This window comes from Streptomyces sp. NPDC052109, from assembly GCF_040680195.1.
GTDB lineage: Bacteria > Actinomycetota > Actinomycetes > Streptomycetales > Streptomycetaceae > Streptomyces.
Genome location: NZ_JBFAWF010000008.1, coordinates 137082 through 156854, shown reverse-complemented (window position 1 = coordinate 156854; position 19773 = coordinate 137082). Strand labels below are relative to the sequence as shown.

17 protein-coding genes and 1 pseudogene are annotated in these 19773 nt (G+C 72.9%); 13 read left to right on the top strand and 5 right to left on the bottom strand.

What is annotated here, in order from left to right; translation table 11 throughout:
• Nucleotides 1–107: 107 nt before the first annotated feature.
• Nucleotides 108–1604 (top strand): acyl-CoA synthetase, encoded by a 1497-nt coding sequence (locus tag AB0L59_RS18910; protein WP_365584719.1) that lies wholly within the window; start codon nt 108–110, stop codon nt 1602–1604.
• On the opposite strand, the gene AB0L59_RS18905 is transcribed toward AB0L59_RS18910, so the two are convergent.
• The 3 genes from AB0L59_RS18905 to AB0L59_RS18895 all read right to left on the bottom strand — a co-directional run bounded on the left by AB0L59_RS18905 (nt 1601) and on the right by AB0L59_RS18895 (nt 3563).
• Entirely contained in the window at nt 1601–2485 is an 885-nt protein-coding gene (locus tag AB0L59_RS18905) for a TIGR03620 family F420-dependent LLM class oxidoreductase (RefSeq protein ID WP_365584716.1), read from the bottom strand. The genes AB0L59_RS18910 and AB0L59_RS18905 overlap by 4 nt on opposite strands.
• 127 nt (nt 2486–2612) lie before the next feature.
• Nucleotides 2613–2945 carry a metalloregulator ArsR/SmtB family transcription factor gene (locus tag AB0L59_RS18900; RefSeq protein ID WP_365584713.1) on the bottom strand — a complete coding sequence of 111 codons (333 nt, stop codon included), beginning with the start codon at nt 2943–2945 and terminating at the stop codon, nt 2613–2615.
• A gap of 54 nt (nt 2946–2999) precedes the next feature.
• Nucleotides 3000–3563 carry an ABATE domain-containing protein gene (locus AB0L59_RS18895; protein WP_365584711.1) on the bottom strand — a complete coding sequence of 188 codons (564 nt, stop codon included), beginning with the start codon at nt 3561–3563 and terminating at the stop codon, nt 3000–3002.
• A gap of 78 nt (nt 3564–3641) precedes the next feature.
• On the opposite strand from AB0L59_RS18895, the pseudogene AB0L59_RS18890 reads away from it, so the two are divergent.
• The 3 genes and pseudogenes from AB0L59_RS18890 to AB0L59_RS18880 all read left to right on the top strand — a co-directional run bounded on the left by AB0L59_RS18890 (nt 3642) and on the right by AB0L59_RS18880 (nt 6879).
• Nucleotides 3642–4875: pseudogene (locus tag AB0L59_RS18890) on the top strand (MFS transporter).
• Nucleotides 4876–5258: 383 nt separating this feature from the next.
• On the top strand, nt 5259–6125 hold the full coding sequence (locus tag AB0L59_RS18885) for an alpha/beta hydrolase (protein WP_365584709.1): 867 nt from the start codon (nt 5259–5261) through the stop codon (nt 6123–6125).
• A gap of 211 nt (nt 6126–6336) precedes the next feature.
• The gene (locus AB0L59_RS18880; protein ID WP_365584706.1) at nt 6337–6879 is read left to right on the top strand and encodes an alpha/beta hydrolase; all 543 of its coding nucleotides are present in this window, start codon (nt 6337–6339) and stop codon (nt 6877–6879) included.
• Between the two features lie 21 nt (nt 6880–6900).
• Here the strand turns inward: AB0L59_RS18880 and AB0L59_RS18875 are convergent, their stop codons facing one another.
• Together AB0L59_RS18875 and AB0L59_RS18870 are read right to left on the bottom strand one after the other, a co-directional pair.
• Nucleotides 6901–8799 carry a sulfatase gene (locus AB0L59_RS18875; RefSeq protein ID WP_365584703.1) on the bottom strand — a complete coding sequence of 633 codons (1899 nt, stop codon included), beginning with the start codon at nt 8797–8799 and terminating at the stop codon, nt 6901–6903.
• Nucleotides 8800–8956: 157 nt separating this feature from the next.
• Entirely contained in the window at nt 8957–10597 is a 1641-nt protein-coding gene (locus AB0L59_RS18870) for an acyl-CoA synthetase (RefSeq protein ID WP_365584702.1), read from the bottom strand.
• Nucleotides 10598–10780: 183 nt separating this feature from the next.
• Between AB0L59_RS18870 and AB0L59_RS18865 the strand changes: the two genes are divergently transcribed.
• The 9 genes from AB0L59_RS18865 to AB0L59_RS18825 all read left to right on the top strand — a co-directional run bounded on the left by AB0L59_RS18865 (nt 10781) and on the right by AB0L59_RS18825 (nt 19770).
• Complete coding sequence (locus AB0L59_RS18865) at nt 10781–11581, top strand: crotonase/enoyl-CoA hydratase family protein (RefSeq protein ID WP_365584700.1); 801 nt, start codon at nt 10781–10783, stop codon at nt 11579–11581.
• A gap of 20 nt (nt 11582–11601) precedes the next feature.
• The gene (locus AB0L59_RS18860) at nt 11602–12543 is read left to right on the top strand and encodes an OB-fold domain-containing protein (protein ID WP_365584698.1); all 942 of its coding nucleotides are present in this window, start codon (nt 11602–11604) and stop codon (nt 12541–12543) included.
• On the top strand, nt 12540–13589 hold the full coding sequence (locus AB0L59_RS18855) for a thiolase domain-containing protein (protein WP_365584695.1): 1050 nt from the start codon (nt 12540–12542) through the stop codon (nt 13587–13589). The genes AB0L59_RS18860 and AB0L59_RS18855 overlap by 4 nt, the downstream gene beginning before the upstream one ends.
• Nucleotides 13586–14752 (top strand): thiolase domain-containing protein, encoded by a 1167-nt coding sequence (locus AB0L59_RS18850; protein WP_365584693.1) that lies wholly within the window; start codon nt 13586–13588, stop codon nt 14750–14752. Before AB0L59_RS18855 ends, AB0L59_RS18850 begins: the two co-directional genes overlap by 4 nt.
• Nucleotides 14753–14835: 83 nt before the next feature.
• A complete protein-coding gene (locus tag AB0L59_RS18845) occupies nt 14836–15078 on the top strand; it encodes a DUF397 domain-containing protein (RefSeq protein ID WP_365584691.1) in 243 nt (80 codons plus the stop codon).
• 140 nt (nt 15079–15218) lie between these two features.
• A complete protein-coding gene (locus AB0L59_RS18840) occupies nt 15219–16121 on the top strand; it encodes a universal stress protein (protein WP_365584688.1) in 903 nt (300 codons plus the stop codon).
• Between the two features lie 197 nt (nt 16122–16318).
• Nucleotides 16319–17560: a PHB depolymerase family esterase gene (locus tag AB0L59_RS18835; RefSeq protein ID WP_365584686.1), complete on the top strand. Its 1242-nt coding sequence runs from the start codon at nt 16319–16321 to the stop codon at nt 17558–17560.
• A 136-nt stretch (nt 17561–17696) separates the two neighbouring features.
• Entirely contained in the window at nt 17697–19112 is a 1416-nt protein-coding gene (locus AB0L59_RS18830; RefSeq protein ID WP_365584682.1) for a 3-hydroxybutyrate oligomer hydrolase family protein, read from the top strand.
• Between the two features lie 160 nt (nt 19113–19272).
• On the top strand, nt 19273–19770 hold the full coding sequence (locus AB0L59_RS18825; protein WP_351249089.1) for a hypothetical protein: 498 nt from the start codon (nt 19273–19275) through the stop codon (nt 19768–19770).
• Nucleotides 19771–19773: the final 3 nt, after the last annotated feature.

The following is a 19773-nucleotide window of genomic DNA, read 5'->3' as shown; positions in this document are numbered from 1 at the left end:
TTTCGGTGGACGATCGTTGATGGTGTGTGCATCGAACGCGATGTCCGCTTTTCCGCCGACCACGGGGTGCTTGACCTGGCTCTGCGACGGGCCGAGGATCAGGAGCCATGACGCAGGGACACGGCAGCACGGTCGACGGGGTGCTGCGGCGCAGTGCCCGGCGCACCCCGGCGCGCCTCGCGGTGGAGTACGGCGAGCGCCGCTGGACGTACGAGGAACTCGACGACGCCGTCTCCCGCGCGGCCTCGGTGCTGCTCGCGGAGGGCCTCACCCCCGGCGACCGGGTCGGCGCTTTCGGCCACAACTCCGACGCCTACCTGATCGCCTTCCTCGCCTGCGCCCGCGCCGGACTGGTCCACGTGCCCGTCAACCAGAGCCTGACCGGGGACGACCTGGCGTACCTGGTCGGCCAGTCCGGCAGCACCCTCGTCCTCGCCGACCCCGACCTCGCGGACCGGCTCCCGCACGACGTTCGGGTGCTGCCGCTCAGGGACGCCGAGGGTTCGCTCCTCGCCCGGCTGGCGGACGCGCCCCGATACGCCGGGCCCGAGCCCCGCGCCGAGGACCTGGTGCAGTTGCTGTACACCTCCGGTACGACCGCCCTGCCCAAGGGCGCGATGATGACCCACCGGGCCCTCGTGCACGAGTACCTCAGCGCGATCACCGCCCTGGATCTGAGCGCGGGTGACCGGCCGGTGCACGCGCTGCCGCTGTACCACTCGGCGCAGATGCACGTCTTCCTGCTGCCCTACCTCGCGGTCGGCGCGACCAACATCATCCTGGACGCCCCCGACGGGGACCGCCTCTTCGACCTGATCGAGGAGGGCCGCGTGGACAGCCTGTTCGCGCCGCCCACCGTGTGGATCGCTCTGGCGGGCCGGCCCGACTTCGCCACCCGTGACCTCGACGGCCTGCGCAAGGCCTACTACGGCGCGTCGATCATGCCCGTCCCGGTGCTGGAGCGGCTGCGGGAACGCCTGCCGAGGCTCGCCTTCCACAACTGCTTCGGGCAGAGCGAGATCGGCCCGCTGGCCACGGTGCTCGGCCCCGACGAGCACGAGGGCCGGCTCGATTCCTGTGGCCGGCCCGTGCTGTTCGTGGACGCGCGCGTCGTGGACGACAAGGGCGAGGACGTGCCCGACGGGACGCCCGGCGAGATCGTCTACCGCTCGCCGCAGTTGTGCGAGGGCTACTGGGACAAGCCGGAGGAGACCGCCGAGGCCTTCCGGGACGGCTGGTTCCACTCCGGCGACCTCGCGGTGCGTGACCCCGACGGCTACTTCACGATCGTGGACCGGGTGAAGGACGTCATCAACTCCGGCGGTGTCCTGGTGGCTTCACGCCAGGTCGAGGACGCCCTGTACACCCACGAGGCCGTGGCCGAGGCCGCCGTGATCGGCCTGCCCGACGAGCGGTGGATCGAGGCCGTCACGGCGGTGGTGGTGGCGCGCTGCGAGGTGTCGGAGGATCAGCTCATCGCCCATGTGAAGGAGAAGCTGGCGCCCTTCAAGGCGCCCAAACGGGTGCTGTTCGTGGCCGAGTTGCCGCGCAACGCCAGCGGCAAGATCCTCAAACGTGAACTGCGGGACCGCTTCAGCGGTTAGCCGAGGCCGTCGGCGGCCTTCGACGGCAGCAGGGCGTCGGCCAGCGAACGCCACCGCGGCAGGGCCGACGTGCCCGGCTCCACTCCGATCACCTGCACGGCGACATGATCGGCGCCCGCCTCCACGTGCCCGTGCAGCTTCCGCGTGATCGTGTCGGCGTCGCCCCAGAACACCAGGTCGTCCACGAACCGGTCGCTGCCGCCGTCGGCGAGTTCGTCGTCCGTGTATCCCAGGCGGCGGAACTTGGCGACGTTGTAAGGGGTTTCGAGGTAGCCGTGCAGGTGATCGCGCGCGAGGGCGCGGGCCCGGTCCGGGTCGGTCTCGAACAGCACGGCGTGCTCGACGCCCAGGAAGGCGTCCGGTCCGAGGATCTCCCGCGCCTGCGCGGTGTGCGCCGTGTTCACGTGGTACGTCTGTGCCCCGTCGGCACGGTCGCGGGCCAGCTCCAGCATCCTGGGGCCGTACGCGGCCAGCAGGCGCCGGACGGGCTGTGCCGGGCGGGGGCTGGGCGTCTCCATGGCGTCCAGCTCGTCGAGGTACGCGGTCATCGCGGCGAGCGGCTTGACCCCGGGGCGCGGCTGCCCGCCGAAGCCCAGGCCGAGCACGTGCCGTCCGGGATGGGCGTCCGCGAGCAGCAGGGCGGCCCCGTGCGTCCAGCGGGCTTCCCGGGACCAGATCCGGGCGATGCCGTTCACGACGTTGAGCCGCCGTGTGGAAGCGAGCAGCACGGCCGCGTGCGTGAACGCGTCCCGCCCGAGCAGCTCCGGGATCCAGACCGCCCGCCAGCCCAGGTCCTCCAGTTCCTGGACCGAGTCCCGGATCAGAGCGGCCGGCTGGTGCTCGAAGTCGAAGGTGTAGATCCCGAACGTGCCGAGGTCCATGGGCGTACTCCTCGCAGATATTCCGATCGTTCAATCGGAATATCGCAGAATCTCGATATGAACCGCAAGGGGGTGCCCCGGGGGAAACGCGCGGTCGCTCACCCGGGAGGCGCCCGGGCGTGGTGCCCTAGAGTGTCCGCCCCAGCTCCGTGACCAGTTCGGCGATGCGCCGCTCGTCCCGTTTGTAGTGGGTCCACTTGCCCACACGGGTGGCCCGGACCAGGCCGGCGCGCTGGAGCTCGGCCATATAGGCCGACACGGTCGACTGGGCCAGACCCGCCTTGGCCTGGATGTGGCTCACGCACACGCCGACCTCGGCCGGATCGGCGATGGCCGTCTCCATCGGGAAGTGCCGCTCGGGCTCGCGCAGCCAGCGCAGCATCTGCAGCCGCATCGGATTGGACAGCGCCCGCAGCGCGTTGACCAGGTCCGGTTCCGGGGTGAGGGCGGTGTCCGTCATGGCTTCGGAGTATAGGGCGCGACGACGTTTCGGGGTACGTCGATACGACCCTGCTCAGGTGCGGGCCCTGCGGCGCAGCGCCTCCTTCTTGGCGCGGTTGCCGCAGGTGTCCATCGAGCACCAGCGCCGGGTGCCCGGGCGCGAGGTGTCCAGGAAGAGTGCCCCGCACCCGGTTCCCGCGCAGTCGCGGACCCGGCCCAGGTCCGGGCCGGTGACCAGGTCCAGCGCGTCCCGGGCGACGAGGGCGAGGGTGGCGCGCACCGGGTCCTCGGCATGCCAGCTCAGGTGCCCGGAGGTGGTGAGGGCGGGGACCGGAACGGCGTGGGCCGCGGCCTCGTTGACCTGCGTCCGCGTCTCGGCGTCGGGTGCCCGGCCGGCCCGGGCCGCGCTGATCAGCCGGTGGATCGCCTCGCGCAACTCCTGTGCCGTGCGCATCAGACCGGCCGTCGCGTCGCGGGTCCGGGCGGGGCAGGGGCCGCACTGCCGTACCCAGGCGGCCAGGGCCTCCTCGTCGGGGAGTTCCTCCACGGCGTCGGCCGTGCCCCGGTGACGCAGGGTCCGGACGAAGTCCAGGCACGGGCGGCCCGCGCCCTGGCGGAAGCGGATGGTCGTCGGCACGCGTTCACTCTACGGGAGAACCGGTTTGACTGGTACCGTGCGTGAACCGTTCTGAACGGTTCTCCGAGAGGTGTCCCCATGTCCGCGTCCCCCGCGTTACCGACCCTGCCCCGCCGGGTGATCCTCCTCCTGGCGCTCGCCTGCGGAGTGGGTGTCTCGACCATCTACTTCCCGCAGGCGATCAGTTCGCTGATCGCGGCCGACCTGCACATCCCGGCGGGCTCGGCGGCCCTCGTCGTGACCGCGGCCCAGTTCGGATACGCGGCCGGCATCTTCCTGCTCGTTCCCGCTCGGCGACCGGCTACCGTCCCGCCGGCTGATCGTCACCCTGCTCGCGCTGACCGGCGCCGGTCTGCTCGTCGCCGGTGCCGCTCCGACGCTGCCCGTCCTCGTCGCGGCGAGCGCGGTCACGGGCGTCACCACGGTCGTCCCGCAGATCATCATCCCGATGACGGCGGGCCTCGTCCCCGCCGATCGGCGCGGAGCCGTCACCGACACCTTGCTCAGCGGTCTCATCGGCGGAATCCTCCTGGCCCGGACCTTCAGCGGCTCCCTGGGCGAGTGGCTGGGCTGGCGCGCCCCCTACTTCGTCGCGGTGGCGCTCGTGCTCGCCCTCGCGGTCACACTCGCCCGTGTGGTGCCGGACACCACACCCTCGTCCGGACACCGGTACCCCGGCCTGACGGCCGCCCCGCTGCGCCTCCTGCGCGAGGAACCCGACCTGCGCCGTTCCTGCCTCTACCAGGCCACCGTCTTCGCCGGCTTCAGCGCCGCCTGGACGGCGCTCACCCTGCTGGTGACCGGGCCCACGTACGGGATGGGCGCCCAGGCCGTCGGCGTGCTCGGGCTGGTCGGCGCCGCGAGCATGTTCTGCACACCGCTCGCCGGCCGCGCCGCCGACCGCCTGGGGCCCGACACCGTGACCCTGTGGTGCCTGCTCGGGGTGATCGGCTCGGCCGGGGTGCTGGTTCTCGGCGGCATCGGCGGCCCCGCCGGTCTCGTCGCGCTGGCAGCCGGCATGCTGCTGCTCGACGTCGCCGTGCAGAGTGGCCAAGTCGCCAACCAAGCCCGCAACTTCGCGCTCCGTCCCGATGCGCGGGCCCGGATCAACACCGCCTACATGACGTGCGCGTTCCTCGGCGGCAGCGCCGGGTCATGGCTCGGGGTGCGGGCGTACGACGGGCTCGGCTGGCCCGGGGTGGCGGGGTTGGTGGCCCTGACCGCGCTGATCGCACTGACCCGGCATCTGACCAGGGGGCGCGGGGCGGCCGTTGCGGCCGGGGAGGCCGTGACGCCGAGCCGGGTGCCGTGACGAAGGCCGTCAGGCGCCCCCGTCGGGTGTGCTGCGACGTCGTCGTGCCGTCGTCCCGCTGTACGGCCTGGGCCGCCCGGTTCTCCGGCCCGGCCCGCAGCTCCACGTTTCGGCGGTGCTCGCCGACGAAGGCTCCAGCGACTCCGGGCCGGCGTCCGCGCGTGCCCCCGGGCCGGGACGGTGAGCCGGTCGAGCCGGCCCCCTGGCCGGCCGGAGCCGGGAGCTGAACGCCGCTTCGGGGGGGGCGAAGCGCGCCTCGAAGGGGCGGGGGAACCGCGCGACCAGGCGCGACGCACCAGCGGACGACTGACCGCCCGCCGCGCTACTCCCGGGGGAGCGCCGGCGCTTGCACCGTTCCGGGACGGACCGGCATGATCATGCTCATGTCGACCTTCACCGCGCCCGACGGCACCCGGCTCGCCTACCACCTGCGGGGCGAGGGCGAACCCCTCGTCGTCCTGCCCGGCGGCCCCATGCGTGCCTCCGCCTACCTCGGAGACCTCGGCGGGCTGACCGCGCACCGTCGCCTGGCCCTGCTGGACCTGCGCGGCACCGGGGACTCCGCGCTGCCGGCGGACCCGGCCACCTACCGGTGCGACCGGATGGTCGAGGACGTGGAGGCGTGGCGCGCACATATGGGTCTGGAACACATGGATCTCCTCGGCCACTCGGCGGGCGCGGCCCTGGCCGTGCTCTACGCGGCCCGCCACCCCGAGCGGATACGACGGCTGCTGCTGATCACGCCCAACCCGTCCCCCCTGGGCATTCGGGCGACCTCCGAGGACCGGCTGGCCGCGGCCCGGCTGCGCGCCGGCGAGCCGTGGTTCGCGGAGGCCTTCCCCGCGTTCCGGGCCTGGCTGGCGGGCGAGGCGGACTTCGACGAGGTGTTCCTGCCGTTCTTCTACGGCCGCTGGGACGGCGTCGCCCGGGCGCACACGGACGCCGAACCGCAGCAGACCAACGACGAGGCGGCGGAGCGCTACTTCGGCGACGGCGCGTTCACGCCGGACGTGACCCGGACCGCCCTCGCCGCGCTTACCGCTCCGGTGCTCGTGCACGCCGGGGAACTCGACGGCGGCCCCCGCCCCGACCTTGCCCGCCGTGCCGCCGGGGCCTTCCCGAAGGCAGAGGTGGCCGTCCAGCCCGGTGCCGGTCACTACCCCTGGCTGGACGACCCGGAGTGGTTCCTGAACCGCGTCCTGGCCTTCCTCGACGGCCCGGCCGGCGCCGCTCCGCCCTCGGCAGAGTAGACGGCCAGGCCCGGTACGGCCCGGCTACCGTGCCCCGCATGGACACCGCCACGCTGCACACCATCGAGGCGAACGGCATCACCCTGGCCTGCCGGACCTGGGGCCGCACCGGCGCCCCCCCTCGTCGTGCTGCTGCACTGCCGGGGCGCCGGCGGCACGGACTGGACGCACATCGCCGAACGGCTCGCGGCGCCCCCCGCGTCCACGCCGGGTGTACGCCCCCGACCTGCGCGGCCACGGGCGCAGCCACCGGCCGGGGGACTATCGGGCCGAGGCGACGAGCGAGGACGTCCAGGCTCTGCCGGCCGCCCTCGGCCTGGACAGCGTCGATGTCGTGGGCCACTCGCCGGGCGGCATCGTCGCCTACCTCCTGGCCCAGCGCCACCACCGGCTCGTACGGCGCCTGGTGCTGGAGGGCGTCTGCGCACCCGTGCCCCTCGACCCGCCCCGGCCGCCCGCCGAACGGCCCGCGGGAGACCTGCCGTTCGACTGGGCGATGGTGCGGGCGACCGACGAGCAGCGCAACACACCCGATCCAGTGTGGTGGGACCACATGGACCGGAAGAGCATGCCGACGCTCCTCATCGGGGGTGGCCCCACCAGCCACATCCCGCAGGACCAGGTGGCGCAGCTCACCGGCCTGATCCCGGGCGCCTCGCTCGTGACCGTGGACGCCGGGCACCTGGTGCACGCGTCCCGTCCGGAGGAGTTTCTCGCCCTGGTCCGGGAGTTCCTCGACCGGCCCGACCGGTGAGAGCCGCCGCCGTCGGCCGGGTCAGCCAGGTTGCGGACCGAACGCCTTCAGGAACCGGTCGCGGAAGCTGTTCATCGCCCAGACGGGGGTGTCGGCGGCGGGCTTGAGGCCCGCCGTCCAGCCCCAGCCGGAGATCCGGTCCAGCACCCCGGGATCGCGGGCCACGATGGTGACCGGCACGTCCTGACGGGGGCTGTTCCCGGTGACGGTCGGCACGGGCTGGTGGTCACCCAGGAAGACCAGGACCGTGTGCTCGTTGCCGTAGCGCCGCAGGAATCCGACGAGGCTGTCCAGGGAGTACTCGATCGAGGTGCGGTATTCGGCGCGCACGCTCGCCGGGTTCCTCCAGACCTCCTCCTGGGACTTGCCCTCGCTCCTGATCCGCTGGAAGACCGAGCCGTCGCCCAGCTTCGCCCAGTCGACCATGCGGGGCACGGGCGCCCAGGGATAGTGGCTGGAGGTGAGGATGATCTCCGCCATGATCGGGCCGCGGCCGCGCTTGCCGAACTCCCGCCGCTGGAACGTCTGCAGGGTGAACTGGTCCGGTACCTGCGACCAACCGAAGTCCGGGCCGCGGTAGCCGAGATGATGGCCGTCGTAGATGTGGTCCAGGCCGAAGAACCGGCCCTCCGGCCAGGCCACCAGCACTCCCGGCACCACGCCGACCGTGCGCCAGGCGCCGGTCCTGCGGAAGGCGCCGGTGAGGGTGGTCCGGTCACTGGAGGTGAGGCTGCGGAACCGCTGCTGGTTGCTGATCCACAGGCCGGACAGGAAGGTCGAGTGCGCCAGCCAGCTCCCGCCACCGGTCACCGGCGAGCGCAGCCAGCCGCTGCGGGCCCGGAACCCGGCGGCCCGTAGGGAGTCGTCGCTCTTCTCGAGGACCGCGCCGATCCGCGGCGCCATCGCCGGGTCCTCGATCGCCGAGCGGCCGTAGCTCTCGACGAACGTGAACAGGACGTCCTTGCCGCGCAGGCCGGTCAGCAGCTGGTTCGACGGCGTGTGGGCGAAGGCGTCGACGGAGGCCTGGCGCCGGAACAGCCGCGCATCGGCGAGGGAGACGCGGACCTGTCTGGCACGGTCGCCGAGGAGCGCGGCGTCGAGCGTCGAGGCGACGGGTGCGCCACCCGTCTGCAGGCCTACTACGACACAGGTGATCCAGGCGGTGGTCAGTACCAGGACGGCGCGGACGGACCGGGCGCGGTGGCGGGCCGTCAGCGTGGCCAGCCGGACCGTCGCGCCCGCGGTCAGGACGGGGACGGCGACCGCGAGGAGCAGGGCACCGGCGATGGCGACCCACTCGCCGGTGCGGCCGGAGGTCTCGCGCAGATAGTCCGCCGCGTTGCCCAGCAGGCCCCAGTCCAGCACCAGGTCGAAGGGGCGGTACAGCACCGAATAGAAGCCGATGTCGAGGCATTTGAGGAGGGTGACCAGCCCGATCAGCACGCCGGCGGCCGCCGCTCCGGCACGCCTCGCCCGGGGCGGCAGCACCAGCAGCACCACGGCCAGCAGGATGCCCTCGGCCGGCAGACGCACGAACGCCACCGGGGTGAGACGGTCGGGCTGGTCCGGCAGCGACAGCGCGGCCAGCAGAAGGACGACGGCGAGGACGCCGGAGCCCACGGTCAGGCCCCGGCCGATGCGGGCCCGCCTGCCGGGCGGCCCGGTCGGCGCGGCCGCCTCCTGTACGCCACGCCCGTCGACCCTTCCGGCCCCCGCACCGCCGCCCCGGCCGAGCCGCGCCGCCTTCGCGACCAGCCCCCGCCCGGCACGGACGCGCCGACCGGTCCGGGCGCGCCGACCGGTCCGGACGGGCACTGCGGGCGCCTGCGCCTCCCCGGCCACGGGGCCCCAGGCCTTCGCCGGAGGGCTGTCCGTGTCGTCCGCGCTCCCGGGCAGGTGACGTGGCGTGTGGTGAGACACCCGGAGATCCTTCCGTGCGTGGCCCGGTGCCGGTCCGGAACGGCGGGACCGGCACCCCCCGTCCGACCGGTGATCACCCAAAGTAGTCGTGTGGGGTCGATCGTGCGCACAGAGTAGTCCTACGGGCTGGTGGGGTGTGGCAGGCACACCCCAGGCGCTATCGCCGGTCGGCCGCCACCGCCACCTCCCGGGCCCAGCGGTAGTCGGCTTTGCCGCTCGGGGACCGCCGGATGGAGTCCGTGATCACCAGCTGCCGGGGGATCTTGTAGCCGGCCAGCCGGGCACGGCAGTGGGTCTGGATGTCGGTCAGCGAGGGGTGCGCCGCTCCCTGGCGCAGCTGCACCACGGCCGCCACGTGGTTGCCCCAGGTGGCGTCCGGCACCCCGGCGACCAGCGCGTCGTAGACGTCCGGATGTGCCTTGAGTGCCTGCTCGACCTCCTCCGGATAGACTTTCTCGCCGCCGGTGTTGATGCACTGCGAGCCCCGGCCGAGCACGGTTACCACGCCGTCCTCGTCGACCGTCGCCATGTCGCCGAGCAGGACCCAGCGCCGGCCGTCCTTCACGAAGAAGGTCTCGGCGGTTTTCGCCGGGTCGTTGTAGTAGCCGAGCGGCACATGGCCGCACTGGGCGACCCGGCCGATCTCGCCCGCGCCGACTGGTTCGTACGTCGCCGGATCCACCACGCGCGTACGGGAGTTGACTCGCAGGCGGAAACCCCGCTCGGGGCCGGAGTCCTCCGTCGCGGTGCCGTTGAAGCCGGACTCGGAGGAGCCGAAGTTGTTGAGCAGCAGGGCGTTCGGGACCAGTTCCCGGAACTGCCGGCGCACCGTCTCCGACATGATCGCGCCCGACGAGGACACGCTGAACAGGGCCGAGCAGTCCGTGCCCTTGAGCGGCCCGCTCAGCGCGTCGATCAGCGGCCGCAGCATCGCGTCGCCGACCAGCGACATGCTGGTGACCTTCTCTCTCTCGACCGTCCGCAGCACCTCCTCCGGCACGAACCTGCGGTGCAGGACCACGCGTTGGCCGAAGTTGAAGCCGATGAAGGCGGTGAGGGTGGAGGTGCCGTGCATCAGCGGGGGAGTGGGGAAGAAGGTGATCCCGGAACCCCCGGCCGCGACTCGCTCGGCCAGCTCCTCCGGGGTCTTCACCGGCTCCCCGGTCGGCGCACCGCCGCCCAGCCCCGCGAAGAAGAGGTCTTCCTGGCGCCACATCACCCCCTTGGGCATACCGGTCGTGCCGCCGGTGTAGATGATGAACTGGTCGTCCCCGGAGCGGGCCGGAAAGCCCCGCCCGGGCGACCCGGCGGCCTCCGCGTCGGCGAACGGCACCGCCCCCGGCACGGCGACCGGCACCGCCCCGGGCCCCGCGGCCGTCTCCGGGCCGACCCGCAACAGATGCCGCAGCTGCGGCGCACGCGGCAGCGCCGCCGCCACCCGGTCCGCGAACTCGGTGTCGAAGACGAGCGCGACCAGGTCGGCGTCCCGATAGAGGTAGACCAACTCCTCTTCGACGTACCGGTAGTTGACGTTCACCGGGACGACACGTGCCTTCAGGCAGGCCAGTACGGTCTGGAGGTACTCGACGCCGTTGTACAGGTGGAGACCGAGGTGTTCACCGGGCCGGATGCCGCTGTCGGAGAGGTGGTGGGCGATGCGGTTGGCGGCCGCGTCCAGTTCCGCGTAGGTCAGCCGGCGCTCGGTGCCGGTGCCGGGGTGGTCGACGTAGACGAGCGCCTCGCGGTCGGGCACCACGTCGACGACCGACTCGAACAGGTCGGCAAGGTTGTACTCCACCGTTCCTCCTGACCCCGGCAGTCCTGGTGAAGGCGCATCGGTCGGTTCGCCGGTCATCAGAGCAAAGGGCGCCGCAACTGTGAAGGCCCCACGCGAATAAATCTGACTGACTGTCAGAAAACCCTTGAAGTGGCTTCCCGGCTACTGCAACCTGTTCTCGTTCTCACCGAGGGGAGAAAGCCCATGGGCGGGACGGAACACCTCACCGTGCGGCGTGCGGGCGCCACACTGGTGCTCACGCTCAACAGGCCCGACGCCAGGAACGCGCTCTCGCTCGCGATGCTCGTCGGCCTCTACGACGGCTGGCTCGAGGCCGACGCGGACGACGAGATCCGCTCGATCGTGCTCACCGGGGCGGGCGGCTCCTTCTGCGCCGGAATGGACCTGAAGGCGCTGGCCGGGAACGGCATGCAGGGCGAGCAGTACCGCGACCGGCTCGAGGCCGATCGCGACCTGCACTGGAAGGCGATGCTGCGCCACCATCGCCCCCGCAAACCCGTGATCGCCGCCGTCGAGGGTTACTGCGTCGCAGGCGGCACCGAGATCCTGCAGGGCACCGACATCCGGGTCGCGGGCGAGTCCGCGACCTTCGGCCTCTTCGAGGTCGCACGCGGACTGTTCCCGATCGGCGGCTCCACCGTCCGGCTGCAACGCCAGATCCCGCGCACCCACGCCCTGGAGATGCTGCTCACCGGACGGCCGTACAGCGCCCGGGAGGCCGCGGACATCGGCCTGATCGGCCATGTCGTCCCCGACGGCACCGCGCTCGAGGCGGCCCTGGAGATCGCCGAGCAGATCAACGCCTGCGGCCCGCTCGCGGTCGAGGCCGTCAAGGCGTCGGTGTACGAGACCGCCGAGATGACGGAGACCGACGGGCTGGCTGCCGAACTCACCCGCGGCTGGCCGGTCTTCGACACCGCCGATGCCAAGGAAGGCGCCCGCGCCTTCGCGGAGAAACGGCCCCCCGTCTACAAGCGCGCCTGAACCGCCGAAGGAGCCTCAGGATGTCCGAAGTCCTCCACGCACCCCTCGTCGTCGAGTTCCCCTTCACCCGTTCCCTCGGCCCCGTCCAGAGCGCCTTCCTCACCGGCCTGCGCGAACGCGTCGTCCTGGGCGTGCGGACCACCGACGGACGCACCCTCGTGCCGCCCGTCGAGTACGACCCCGTCACAGCCGAGGAGATCCGCGACCTGGTGGAGGTCTCCGCCACGGGCACGGTCACCACCTGGGCGTGGAACCACCGGCCGCGCCGGGGCCAGCCCCTCGCCACCCCCTTCGCCTGGGTCCTGGTCCGGCTCGACGGAGCCGAGACCGGCCTGCTGCACGCCCTCGACGCCCACGGCCCCGAGGCCGTCCGCACCGGCATGCGGGTGCGCGTCCGCTGGGCCGAGGAGCGCACCGGCGCCATCACCGACATCGCCTGCTTCGAGCCGTACGACGGCGAACCGGCCCCACCCTCCGGCCACGCGGGCGAGTTCGAGAACCCGCTGACCGGCATCGTCGCCCCGGCCCGCCTCGACTACACCTACTCGCCCGGCCGCGCCCAGTCCGCCTACATCCACGCCCTCTCCGCACAGCGGACCGTCGGCGAACGCTGCCCCTCCTGCCACAAGGTGTACGTCCCGCCGAGGGGTGCGTGCCCCACATGTGGCGTGGCCACGGCGGAACAGGTCGAAGTGGGTCCCCGCGGCACAGTCACCACCTTCTGCATCGTCAACATCAAGGCGAAGAACCTCGACATCGAGGTCCCCTACGTCTACGCGCACATCGCCCTCGACGGCGCCGACCTCGCCCTGCACGCCCGGATCGGCGGCATCCCCTACGACCGGGTGCGCATGGGCATGCGCGTCGAGCCCGTGTGGACCGAGGGCGCCCGCTACCCCGACCACTACCGGCCCACCGGCGAGCCCGACGCCGACTACGACACCTACAAGGAGCTGCTGTGACCCGGGAGATCGCGGTCGTCGCCTTCGCCCAGACCGACCACCGGCGCTCCACCGAGGAGTCCTCCGAGGTCGAGATGCTCATGCCGGTCCTCCACGAGGTCCTGGCCCGGACCGGCCTCAGGACCGCCGACATCGGCTTCACCTGCTCCGGCTCCAGCGACTACCTCGCCGGCCGCGCCTTCTCCTTCACCCTCGCCCTCGACGGCGTCGGCGCCTGGCCCCCGATCTCCGAGTCGCACGTCGAGATGGACGGCGCCTGGGCGCTGTACGAGGCCTGGACCAAGCTGCTCACCGGTGACGCCGACACCGCGCTCGTCTACTCCTACGGCAAGTGCTCGCCCGGCTCGGTCCGGGACGTGCTCACGCGCCAGCTCGACCCGTACTACGTCGCCCCCCTGTGGCCCGACGCCATCGCCCTCGCCGCCCTCCAGGCGCAGGCCCTCATCGACGCGGGCGACACCGACGAACCGGCGCTCGCCGCCGTCGGCGCCCGCAGCAGGACGGACGCGGAGGCCAACCCGCACGCCCAGCTCAAGGGCCGGCTGCCGCACGGCGACTACGCCGTACGGCCGCTGCGCACCGGCGACTGCCCACCCGTCTCCGACGGCGCCGCCGCGGTGATCCTCGCGGCGGGGGAGCGGGCTCGGGAGCTGTGCGCGCGGCCCGCCTGGATCCGGGGCATCGACCACCGGATCGAGGCGCACGGACTCGGCGTCCGCGACCTCACCGACTCGCCGTCCGCCCGGCTCGCCGCCGAGAAGGCCGGGGCCTTCGAACGGCCCGTGGACACGGCCGAGTTGCACGCGCCGTTCACCGCCCAGGAGGTGGTCCTGCGCAAGGCGCTCCACCTCGGCGACGACGTGCGCGTCAACCCCTCCGGCGGGGCGCTGGCCGCCAACCCCGTCATGGCCGCCGGCCTGATCCGCATCGGCGAGGCCGCCGCCCGCATCCACCGGGGCGACTCCGACCGCGCCCTCGCCCACGCCACCTCCGGCCCCTGCCTGCAGCAGAACCTGGTCGCCGTACTCGAAGGGGATCCACGATGAGCAAGGAGCCCGTGGCCGTCGTAGGCATCGGCCAGACCAAGCACGTGGCCGCCCGCCGGGACGTGTCGATCGCCGGACTCGTCCGCGAGGCGGCCCGACGTGCCCTCGCCGACGCCGAGTTGACGTGGGCCGACATCGATGCCGTGGTCATCGGCAAGGCGCCCGACTTCTTCGAGGGCGTGATGATGCCGGAGCTGTACCTGGCCGACGCGCTCGGTGCCGTCGGCAAGCCCATGCTGCGGGTGCACACCGCCGGATCCGTCGGCGGGTCCACCGCGCTGGTGGCCGCGAACCTGGTCGCCGCCCGCGTCCACGGCACAGTCCTCACCGCCGCCTTCGAGAAACAGTCCGAGTCGAACGCCATGTGGGGCCTGTCCCTTCCGATCCCCTTCCAGCAGCCCCTGCTCGCCGGCGCCGGCGGGTTCTTCGCCCCGCACGTCCGCGCGTACATGAGGCGCAGCGGGGCCCCCGACGCCATCGGCTCCCTCGTCGCCTACAAGGACCGGCGCAACGCCCTGAAGAACCCCTACGCCCATCTCCACGAGCACGACATCAGCCTGGAGAAGGTCCAGGCCTCACCCATGCTGTGGGACCCCATCCGCTACTCCGAGACCTGCCCCTCCTCCGACGGCGCCTGCGCCATGATCCTCACCGACCGCGCCGGAGCCGCCCGCGCGCCACGGCCGCCCGCCTGGATGCTCGGCGGCGCGATGCGCAGCGAGCCCACCCTGTTCGCGGGCAAGGACTTCGTCTCCCCGCGGGCCGGCAAGGACTGCGCCGCCGACGTCTACCGCCAGGCCGGCATCGCCGACCCGCGCCGTGACATCGACGCCGTCGAGATGTACGTGCCGTTCTCCTGGTACGAGCCCATGTGGCTGGAGAACCTGGGCTTCGCCACCGAGGGCGAGGGCTGGAAGCTCACCGAGTCCGGGGTGACCGAACTCGACGGCGACCTGCCCGTCAACATGTCCGGCGGTGTGCTGTCCACCAACCCCATCGGCGCCTCCGGCATGATCCGCTTCGCCGAGGCCGCCCTCCAGGTGCGCGGTCAGGCCGGAGAACACCAGGTGGACGGGGCCCGGAAGGTGCTCGGGCACGCCTATGGCGGTGGCTCCCAGTTCTTCTCCATGTGGCTCGTGGGAGCGGAGCCCCCGGACCGCTGAAAGTCCTCCCCACGTGGCCTGTTGGGCATCGTGAGCGGTCGCTAGGCTGACCCGCGGACGATGTGACCGGGAGGAGCACGGACGTGGCCGAGAGCACGACCCAGCAGCAGCCGCTCGTGGGCTGGGACAAGCCGGAGCTGGACCTCAGCGAGGCCGAGTGGCAGTCCAGCAGCCGAGGGCTGGGCGATGTCCAGATCGCCTTTGTCGAGGGCTTCATCGCGATGCGCAACGGCGACCGTCCGGAGAGCCCATCCCTGATCTTCACGCCGGCGGAATGGGGTGCCTTCGTCTCCGGAGCCCGGGAAGGGGAGTTCGACCTCACCTGAACAGGGACCACCTGACCTGAACCGGGGGTGTTCCGAGCCGATTTCCGGACACGCGACCGGCAGGACCGCGCTGGGACCGGTGCCTGCGTCAGGCTGGCCCCAGCAAGGGGAGACGGTCGTGTTCCGGAAGGTGAGGGACGATGAGCACTGCGCCGGTCATCGCCGCGGTCGACGGTTCGGACGACAGCCTGCGCGCACTGGAGTGGGCCTTCGACGCCGCCCGCCGGCGCGCCGCGCCGCTACGGGTGGTGCACGTACGGCAGTACGCCGCCTGGGGCCAGGCCGACGTGCTGGTCGCCGGGCCGCCCGACGCGGAGGGCGATCCCGTGCTGGACGACGTGCACGCACGGCTCGCGGGCCGTGGCGAGCAGCCCGTCGTGGAGTACGTCGCCCTGGAGGGCGTACCGGGCGCCGTGCTGCCGGAACTGGGCGCGGACGCCCAGCTGTTGGTTCTCGGCTCCCGGGGCCGCGGCGGCTTCGCCAGCCTGCTGCTCGGCTCCAACGGGCTCGCCGCCGCCCGGGACGCCCAGTGCCCGGTGGTCGTCGTACCCCGCCCCGGCCGTCAGGTGCACGGGGACGGACCGGCCGAGCCCGGGCCCAGGGTGGTCGTCGGCCTGCACGTCGACAGCCCCGACGAGGACACGCTCGACCTGGCCTTCGCCGAGGCCGCCCTGCGCGGCGCCCGCGTCCAGGTCGTCGCGGCCTACCCGTGGCCGGTGCAGACCTGGTCCGCGCCCGGCCAGATGCTGCCGCCCCAGATCGACCAGGCCGCCGTCGAGAACGAGACCCGCGCCCTGGCCGAGGGCTTTCTCGCCCCCCACCGCAAGCGGCACCCCGAGGTCCGCGCCGACGCGGAGGCGCTGCCCGGCGACGCGGCCGGCCACCTCGTCGCCGCCTCCAAGGGCGCGGAACTGGTCGTCGTCGGCCGGCACCGGCGGCGCTTGCTCGCACCTTCCCGCATGATGGGCTCGGTCACCCAGGCCGTCCTGCTGCACGCGGCGAGCCCGATCGCGGTGGTGCCCCCGGGGCCGCCGGAGGACTGAGCCGGGCGGCCGGTCGGCGTACCAGACCGCGCCGGCCCCCGCAACCCGTCCGGTGCCGAGCGGCACGGACCCGGCTGTGGTGTCCCGCCCCATGGCGACGGCCCGCACCCGCACGTACGGTTCCGCCACGCCCGGCGCTGAGTGCGCCGTCCCCGCGCACGAGCGGCCGGGACCCGTGTCCTGCGAAGGAGCCGCCCATGCCACTGCCCCCGTTCACGAAGGCGCCCGGCGAGCCGCCCCGCGCCCGCCTGCTGTGCCGCCTGCTCGCCGTCCTGGCCGTCGTCCTCGGCACCGCGCTGGCCGGTCCGGCGCCCGCCGCCCAGGCCTCCGTGGCGCTCACCAGGGTGAGCGACTTCGGATCCAACCCGGGCGCGCTCACCATGTACGTGTACCGGCCCGCGTCCCTGCCCGCGCACCCACCGGTCGTCGTGGCCCTGCACGGCTGCACCCAGAACGCCCAGGTCTACGCCGACAACTCAGGCCTGCCCCGGCTCGCCGACCGGGACGGCTTCCTGCTGGTGTTCGCCGAGACCAGTTCCGCCAACAACCCGAGCCAGTGCTTCAACTGGTTCCAGACCACGGACAACCGGCGCGGCCAGGGCGAGGCCCTCTCGGTCCGGCAGATGGTGAGCCAGGCCGTGAGCGCCTACGGCGCCGACCCCGAGAGGGTCTACGTCACCGGTCTGTCCGCGGGCGGCGCCATGACCGCTGTCATGCTCGCCACCTACCCCGACGTCTTCTCCGCCGGCGCGGTCGTCGCGGGCCTGCCCTACGACTGCACCAAGGACAACAGCCCCTACACCTGCATGAACCCGGGCGTCGACCTGAGCCCCGACGCATGGGCCCAGCGGGTGCGGGACGCCTACCCGTCGTACAACGGGCCGTGGCCGCGCACGGCCATCTGGTACGGCGACCAGGACACCACCGTCGCCCCGCGCAACGCCACGGAGCTGCGCGACCAGTGGACGGCCCTGCACGGCCTCTCCCAGACCCCGAGCCGGTCCACGAACATCGGCCCCGACGCCACTCGACAGGACCAGTACCTCGCCGCCGACGGCACGGTCGCCGTCGAGGTCGACCGGGTCCCCGGCATCGGCCATGGGACCCCCGTGGACCCCGGCACCGGCACCGACCAGTGCGGCAGCACCGGCGCGCCCTACTTCCCCGCCTCGATCTGCTCCAGCTACTGGATCGCCCGGTTCTTCGGACTGGACACCTCCGATCCGGGCGGCGGCAGCGGAGGCGGTGGCAGCGACGCCGCCTGCTGGACGGCGAGCAACTACGCACAGGTACAGGCCGGACGAGCCACCACCAGCGGCGGCTACACCTACGCCAAGGGATCCCAGCAGAACATGGGCCTGTACAACACGTTCGTCACCCACACCCTGAAGGAGTCGCCCACGGGCTACTACACCATCGCCGATAACGGCTGCCCCTGACACGCCGTCAGCCGGCCTCGGTCATGGTGGCCGACGACGCTTCTGGGGCCGCCTTCATGGCGGCCCCACACATGTCCGGCGCGCCTACCGCGCCCTTAGCCTCCAGCGCGTCCACCCGCAGCCGGAGGGAACCCCTATGCCCACCACACCGCACAGACGACCCACCCGACGAGCCGTCCTCCCCACCCTGGCCCTCACCGCGGCCTGTCTGCTCCTGACCACGCCGGCCACGGCGGCACCCACCGGCACGGCCGACGGCCACTGCGCCGGCCGCACCCACCTCCGGGTGCCCGGCGCCGCCCGCCAGCAGGCCGACTGCCTGGACGAGCTGACCACCGCCGGCACCGTGGCCTCCGGCCACACCGACCCCGCCGACTACGCCGGTCTCACCCCCAAGGACCTCCCCACGCCCAGCGGCGTCCCCGGCATCCAGATCGACGGCTACTTCCCGGACACCTCCACCACCAACACGAACCACGGCTGGAACCACGACTCCCAGTTCGTCATGCGCCTGCCCGACCACTGGAACGGCGGCCTGGTCGTCGCCGGGACGCCGGGCAACCGGGAGCAGTACGCGAACGACAAGGCCATCTCCGACTGGGTGCTCGCCCGCGGCTACGCCTACGCCGCGACCGACAAGGGCAACACCGGCACCGCCTTCTACCGCGACGGCCGGCGCCCCGGCGACGCCATCGCCGAATGGAACGCCCGCCTCACCCAGCTCACCCGCGCCGCCCGGGCGGTGGTCACCCAGCGCTACCAGCGCCCGCCCGTCCGCACCCTCGCCACGGGGCTCTCCAACGGCGGCTACCTCGTCCGCTGGCAATTGGAGAACCACCCCGAGCTCTACGACGGCGGAGTCGACTGGGAAGGCACCCTATGGCGCACCGACGGCCCCAACCTGCTCACCTTCCTGCCGCAGGCCCTGCGCCACTACCCCGCCTACGCCGCCGGGGGCCCCGGAGCCGCCGAGGCCGCGGACGCCCTGCACCGGGCCGGCTTCCCGGCCGGCTCGGAATTCCTGTGGCCGTACCACTACCAGGTCTACTGGGACCTCACCCAGCGCATCTACCGGGAGGAACTCGACCCCGGCTACGACGGCGCAACCGAGGCCGGCACCCCCTTCTGCGCCTCCGGCACACCCGCCTGCGACGCCGACTACGACTACGCGGCCCGCCCCGCTGCCGTCCACCGCGCCGTCGACCGGATCGCCCTCACCGGCCGCATCGGAAAGCCCCTGATCACCATCCAGGGCACCCTCGACGTGCTGCTGCCCATCAGCCAGGACTCCGACGTCTACGCGCGCATGGTCCACGCGGCCGGACGCGGCTCCCTGCTGCGCTACTACCGCATCCAGGACGGCACCCACACCGACTCACTCGTCGACGCCTTCCCCGACAAGCTGCGCCCGATGGTGCCCTGCCACCACGCGGCCTTCGAGGCTCTGGAACGCTGGCTCTCCGGCACCGCCCTCCCACCCGCCGACCGCACGGTCCCACGCCCGCCCGGCGCAGCGCCGGCCACGCTCCTGACCAGCTGCCCCCTGAGCTGAGCCGCGGCCCGCGCCCCGAGGGGGCGCGGGCCGCGTCCGACGTTCGGCACCGCCGCGCGGCGCGACCAGCCACAACGCGGCAGCGGACGACCGACCGGCCATCTCGGCGCTGCGGGGGAGCCGTTCCGCACATCCGGCGGAGCCCACGTACCATGGCCGCATGTCGTTCCTCCGCCGCCGCAGCGCCACCCCTGCGGGACCCGACTTCGACGTGCTGGCCATGGACCCGGGCGACTGGCCGGGCAACCTCGGCGCGGGCCTGCTGCCCGCCCCCGACGGCACCTGCCAGGGTGTCTTCCTGCGCTACGACCTCTTCGGCGGCCGCGGCCCCGCCATGATCATCGGCAACCTCCCCGAGGGCTCCCCGGCCCGCGAGGTCGCCGAGGGCGAGATCCCCTTCGAGGTGGGCCAGCTGCTGCTCGCGCTGGAGAACGACGAGGACGTCACCGTCGTGGGCGTCGAGGACACCCCGGTCCTGCAGGGCGACAACCTCCTCATCGTGCGGCGGCTGAAGCTGTCCGAGTCCCGGATCTCCTGCGTGCAGTTCGACCGCAGCGACGGCGTCCTCGTCACCATCGCCGCCTGGGACCGCCCCATCACCGACGACCTGTACGCCCTGCTGAAGCCGCTCCCGGCGGAGCTTTTCCAGCAGGGCTAGGCC

What these genes read in the sequence shown, in the direction of transcription:
- AB0L59_RS18850 (WP_365584693.1), top strand. Translation starts at nt 13,586, where the DNA reads ATGAGCAAGGAGCCCGTGGCCGTCGTAGGCATCGGCCAGACCAAGCAC.
- AB0L59_RS18865 (WP_365584700.1), top strand. Translation starts at nt 10,781, where the DNA reads ATGGGCGGGACGGAACACCTCACCGTGCGGCGTGCGGGCGCCACACTG.
- AB0L59_RS18905 (WP_365584716.1), bottom strand. Translation starts at nt 2,485, where the DNA reads ATGGACCTCGGCACGTTCGGGATCTACACCTTCGACTTCGAGCACCAG.
- AB0L59_RS18900 (WP_365584713.1), bottom strand. Translation starts at nt 2,945, where the DNA reads ATGACGGACACCGCCCTCACCCCGGAACCGGACCTGGTCAACGCGCTG.
- AB0L59_RS18885 (WP_365584709.1), top strand. Translation starts at nt 5,259, where the DNA reads ATGTCGACCTTCACCGCGCCCGACGGCACCCGGCTCGCCTACCACCTG.
- AB0L59_RS18835 (WP_365584686.1), top strand. Translation starts at nt 16,319, where the DNA reads ATGCCACTGCCCCCGTTCACGAAGGCGCCCGGCGAGCCGCCCCGCGCC.
- AB0L59_RS18840 (WP_365584688.1), top strand. Translation starts at nt 15,219, where the DNA reads ATGAGCACTGCGCCGGTCATCGCCGCGGTCGACGGTTCGGACGACAGC.
- AB0L59_RS18910 (WP_365584719.1), top strand. Translation starts at nt 108, where the DNA reads ATGACGCAGGGACACGGCAGCACGGTCGACGGGGTGCTGCGGCGCAGT.
- AB0L59_RS18825 (WP_351249089.1), top strand. Translation starts at nt 19,273, where the DNA reads ATGTCGTTCCTCCGCCGCCGCAGCGCCACCCCTGCGGGACCCGACTTC.
- AB0L59_RS18860 (WP_365584698.1), top strand. Translation starts at nt 11,602, where the DNA reads ATGTCCGAAGTCCTCCACGCACCCCTCGTCGTCGAGTTCCCCTTCACC.
- AB0L59_RS18830 (WP_365584682.1), top strand. Translation starts at nt 17,697, where the DNA reads ATGCCCACCACACCGCACAGACGACCCACCCGACGAGCCGTCCTCCCC.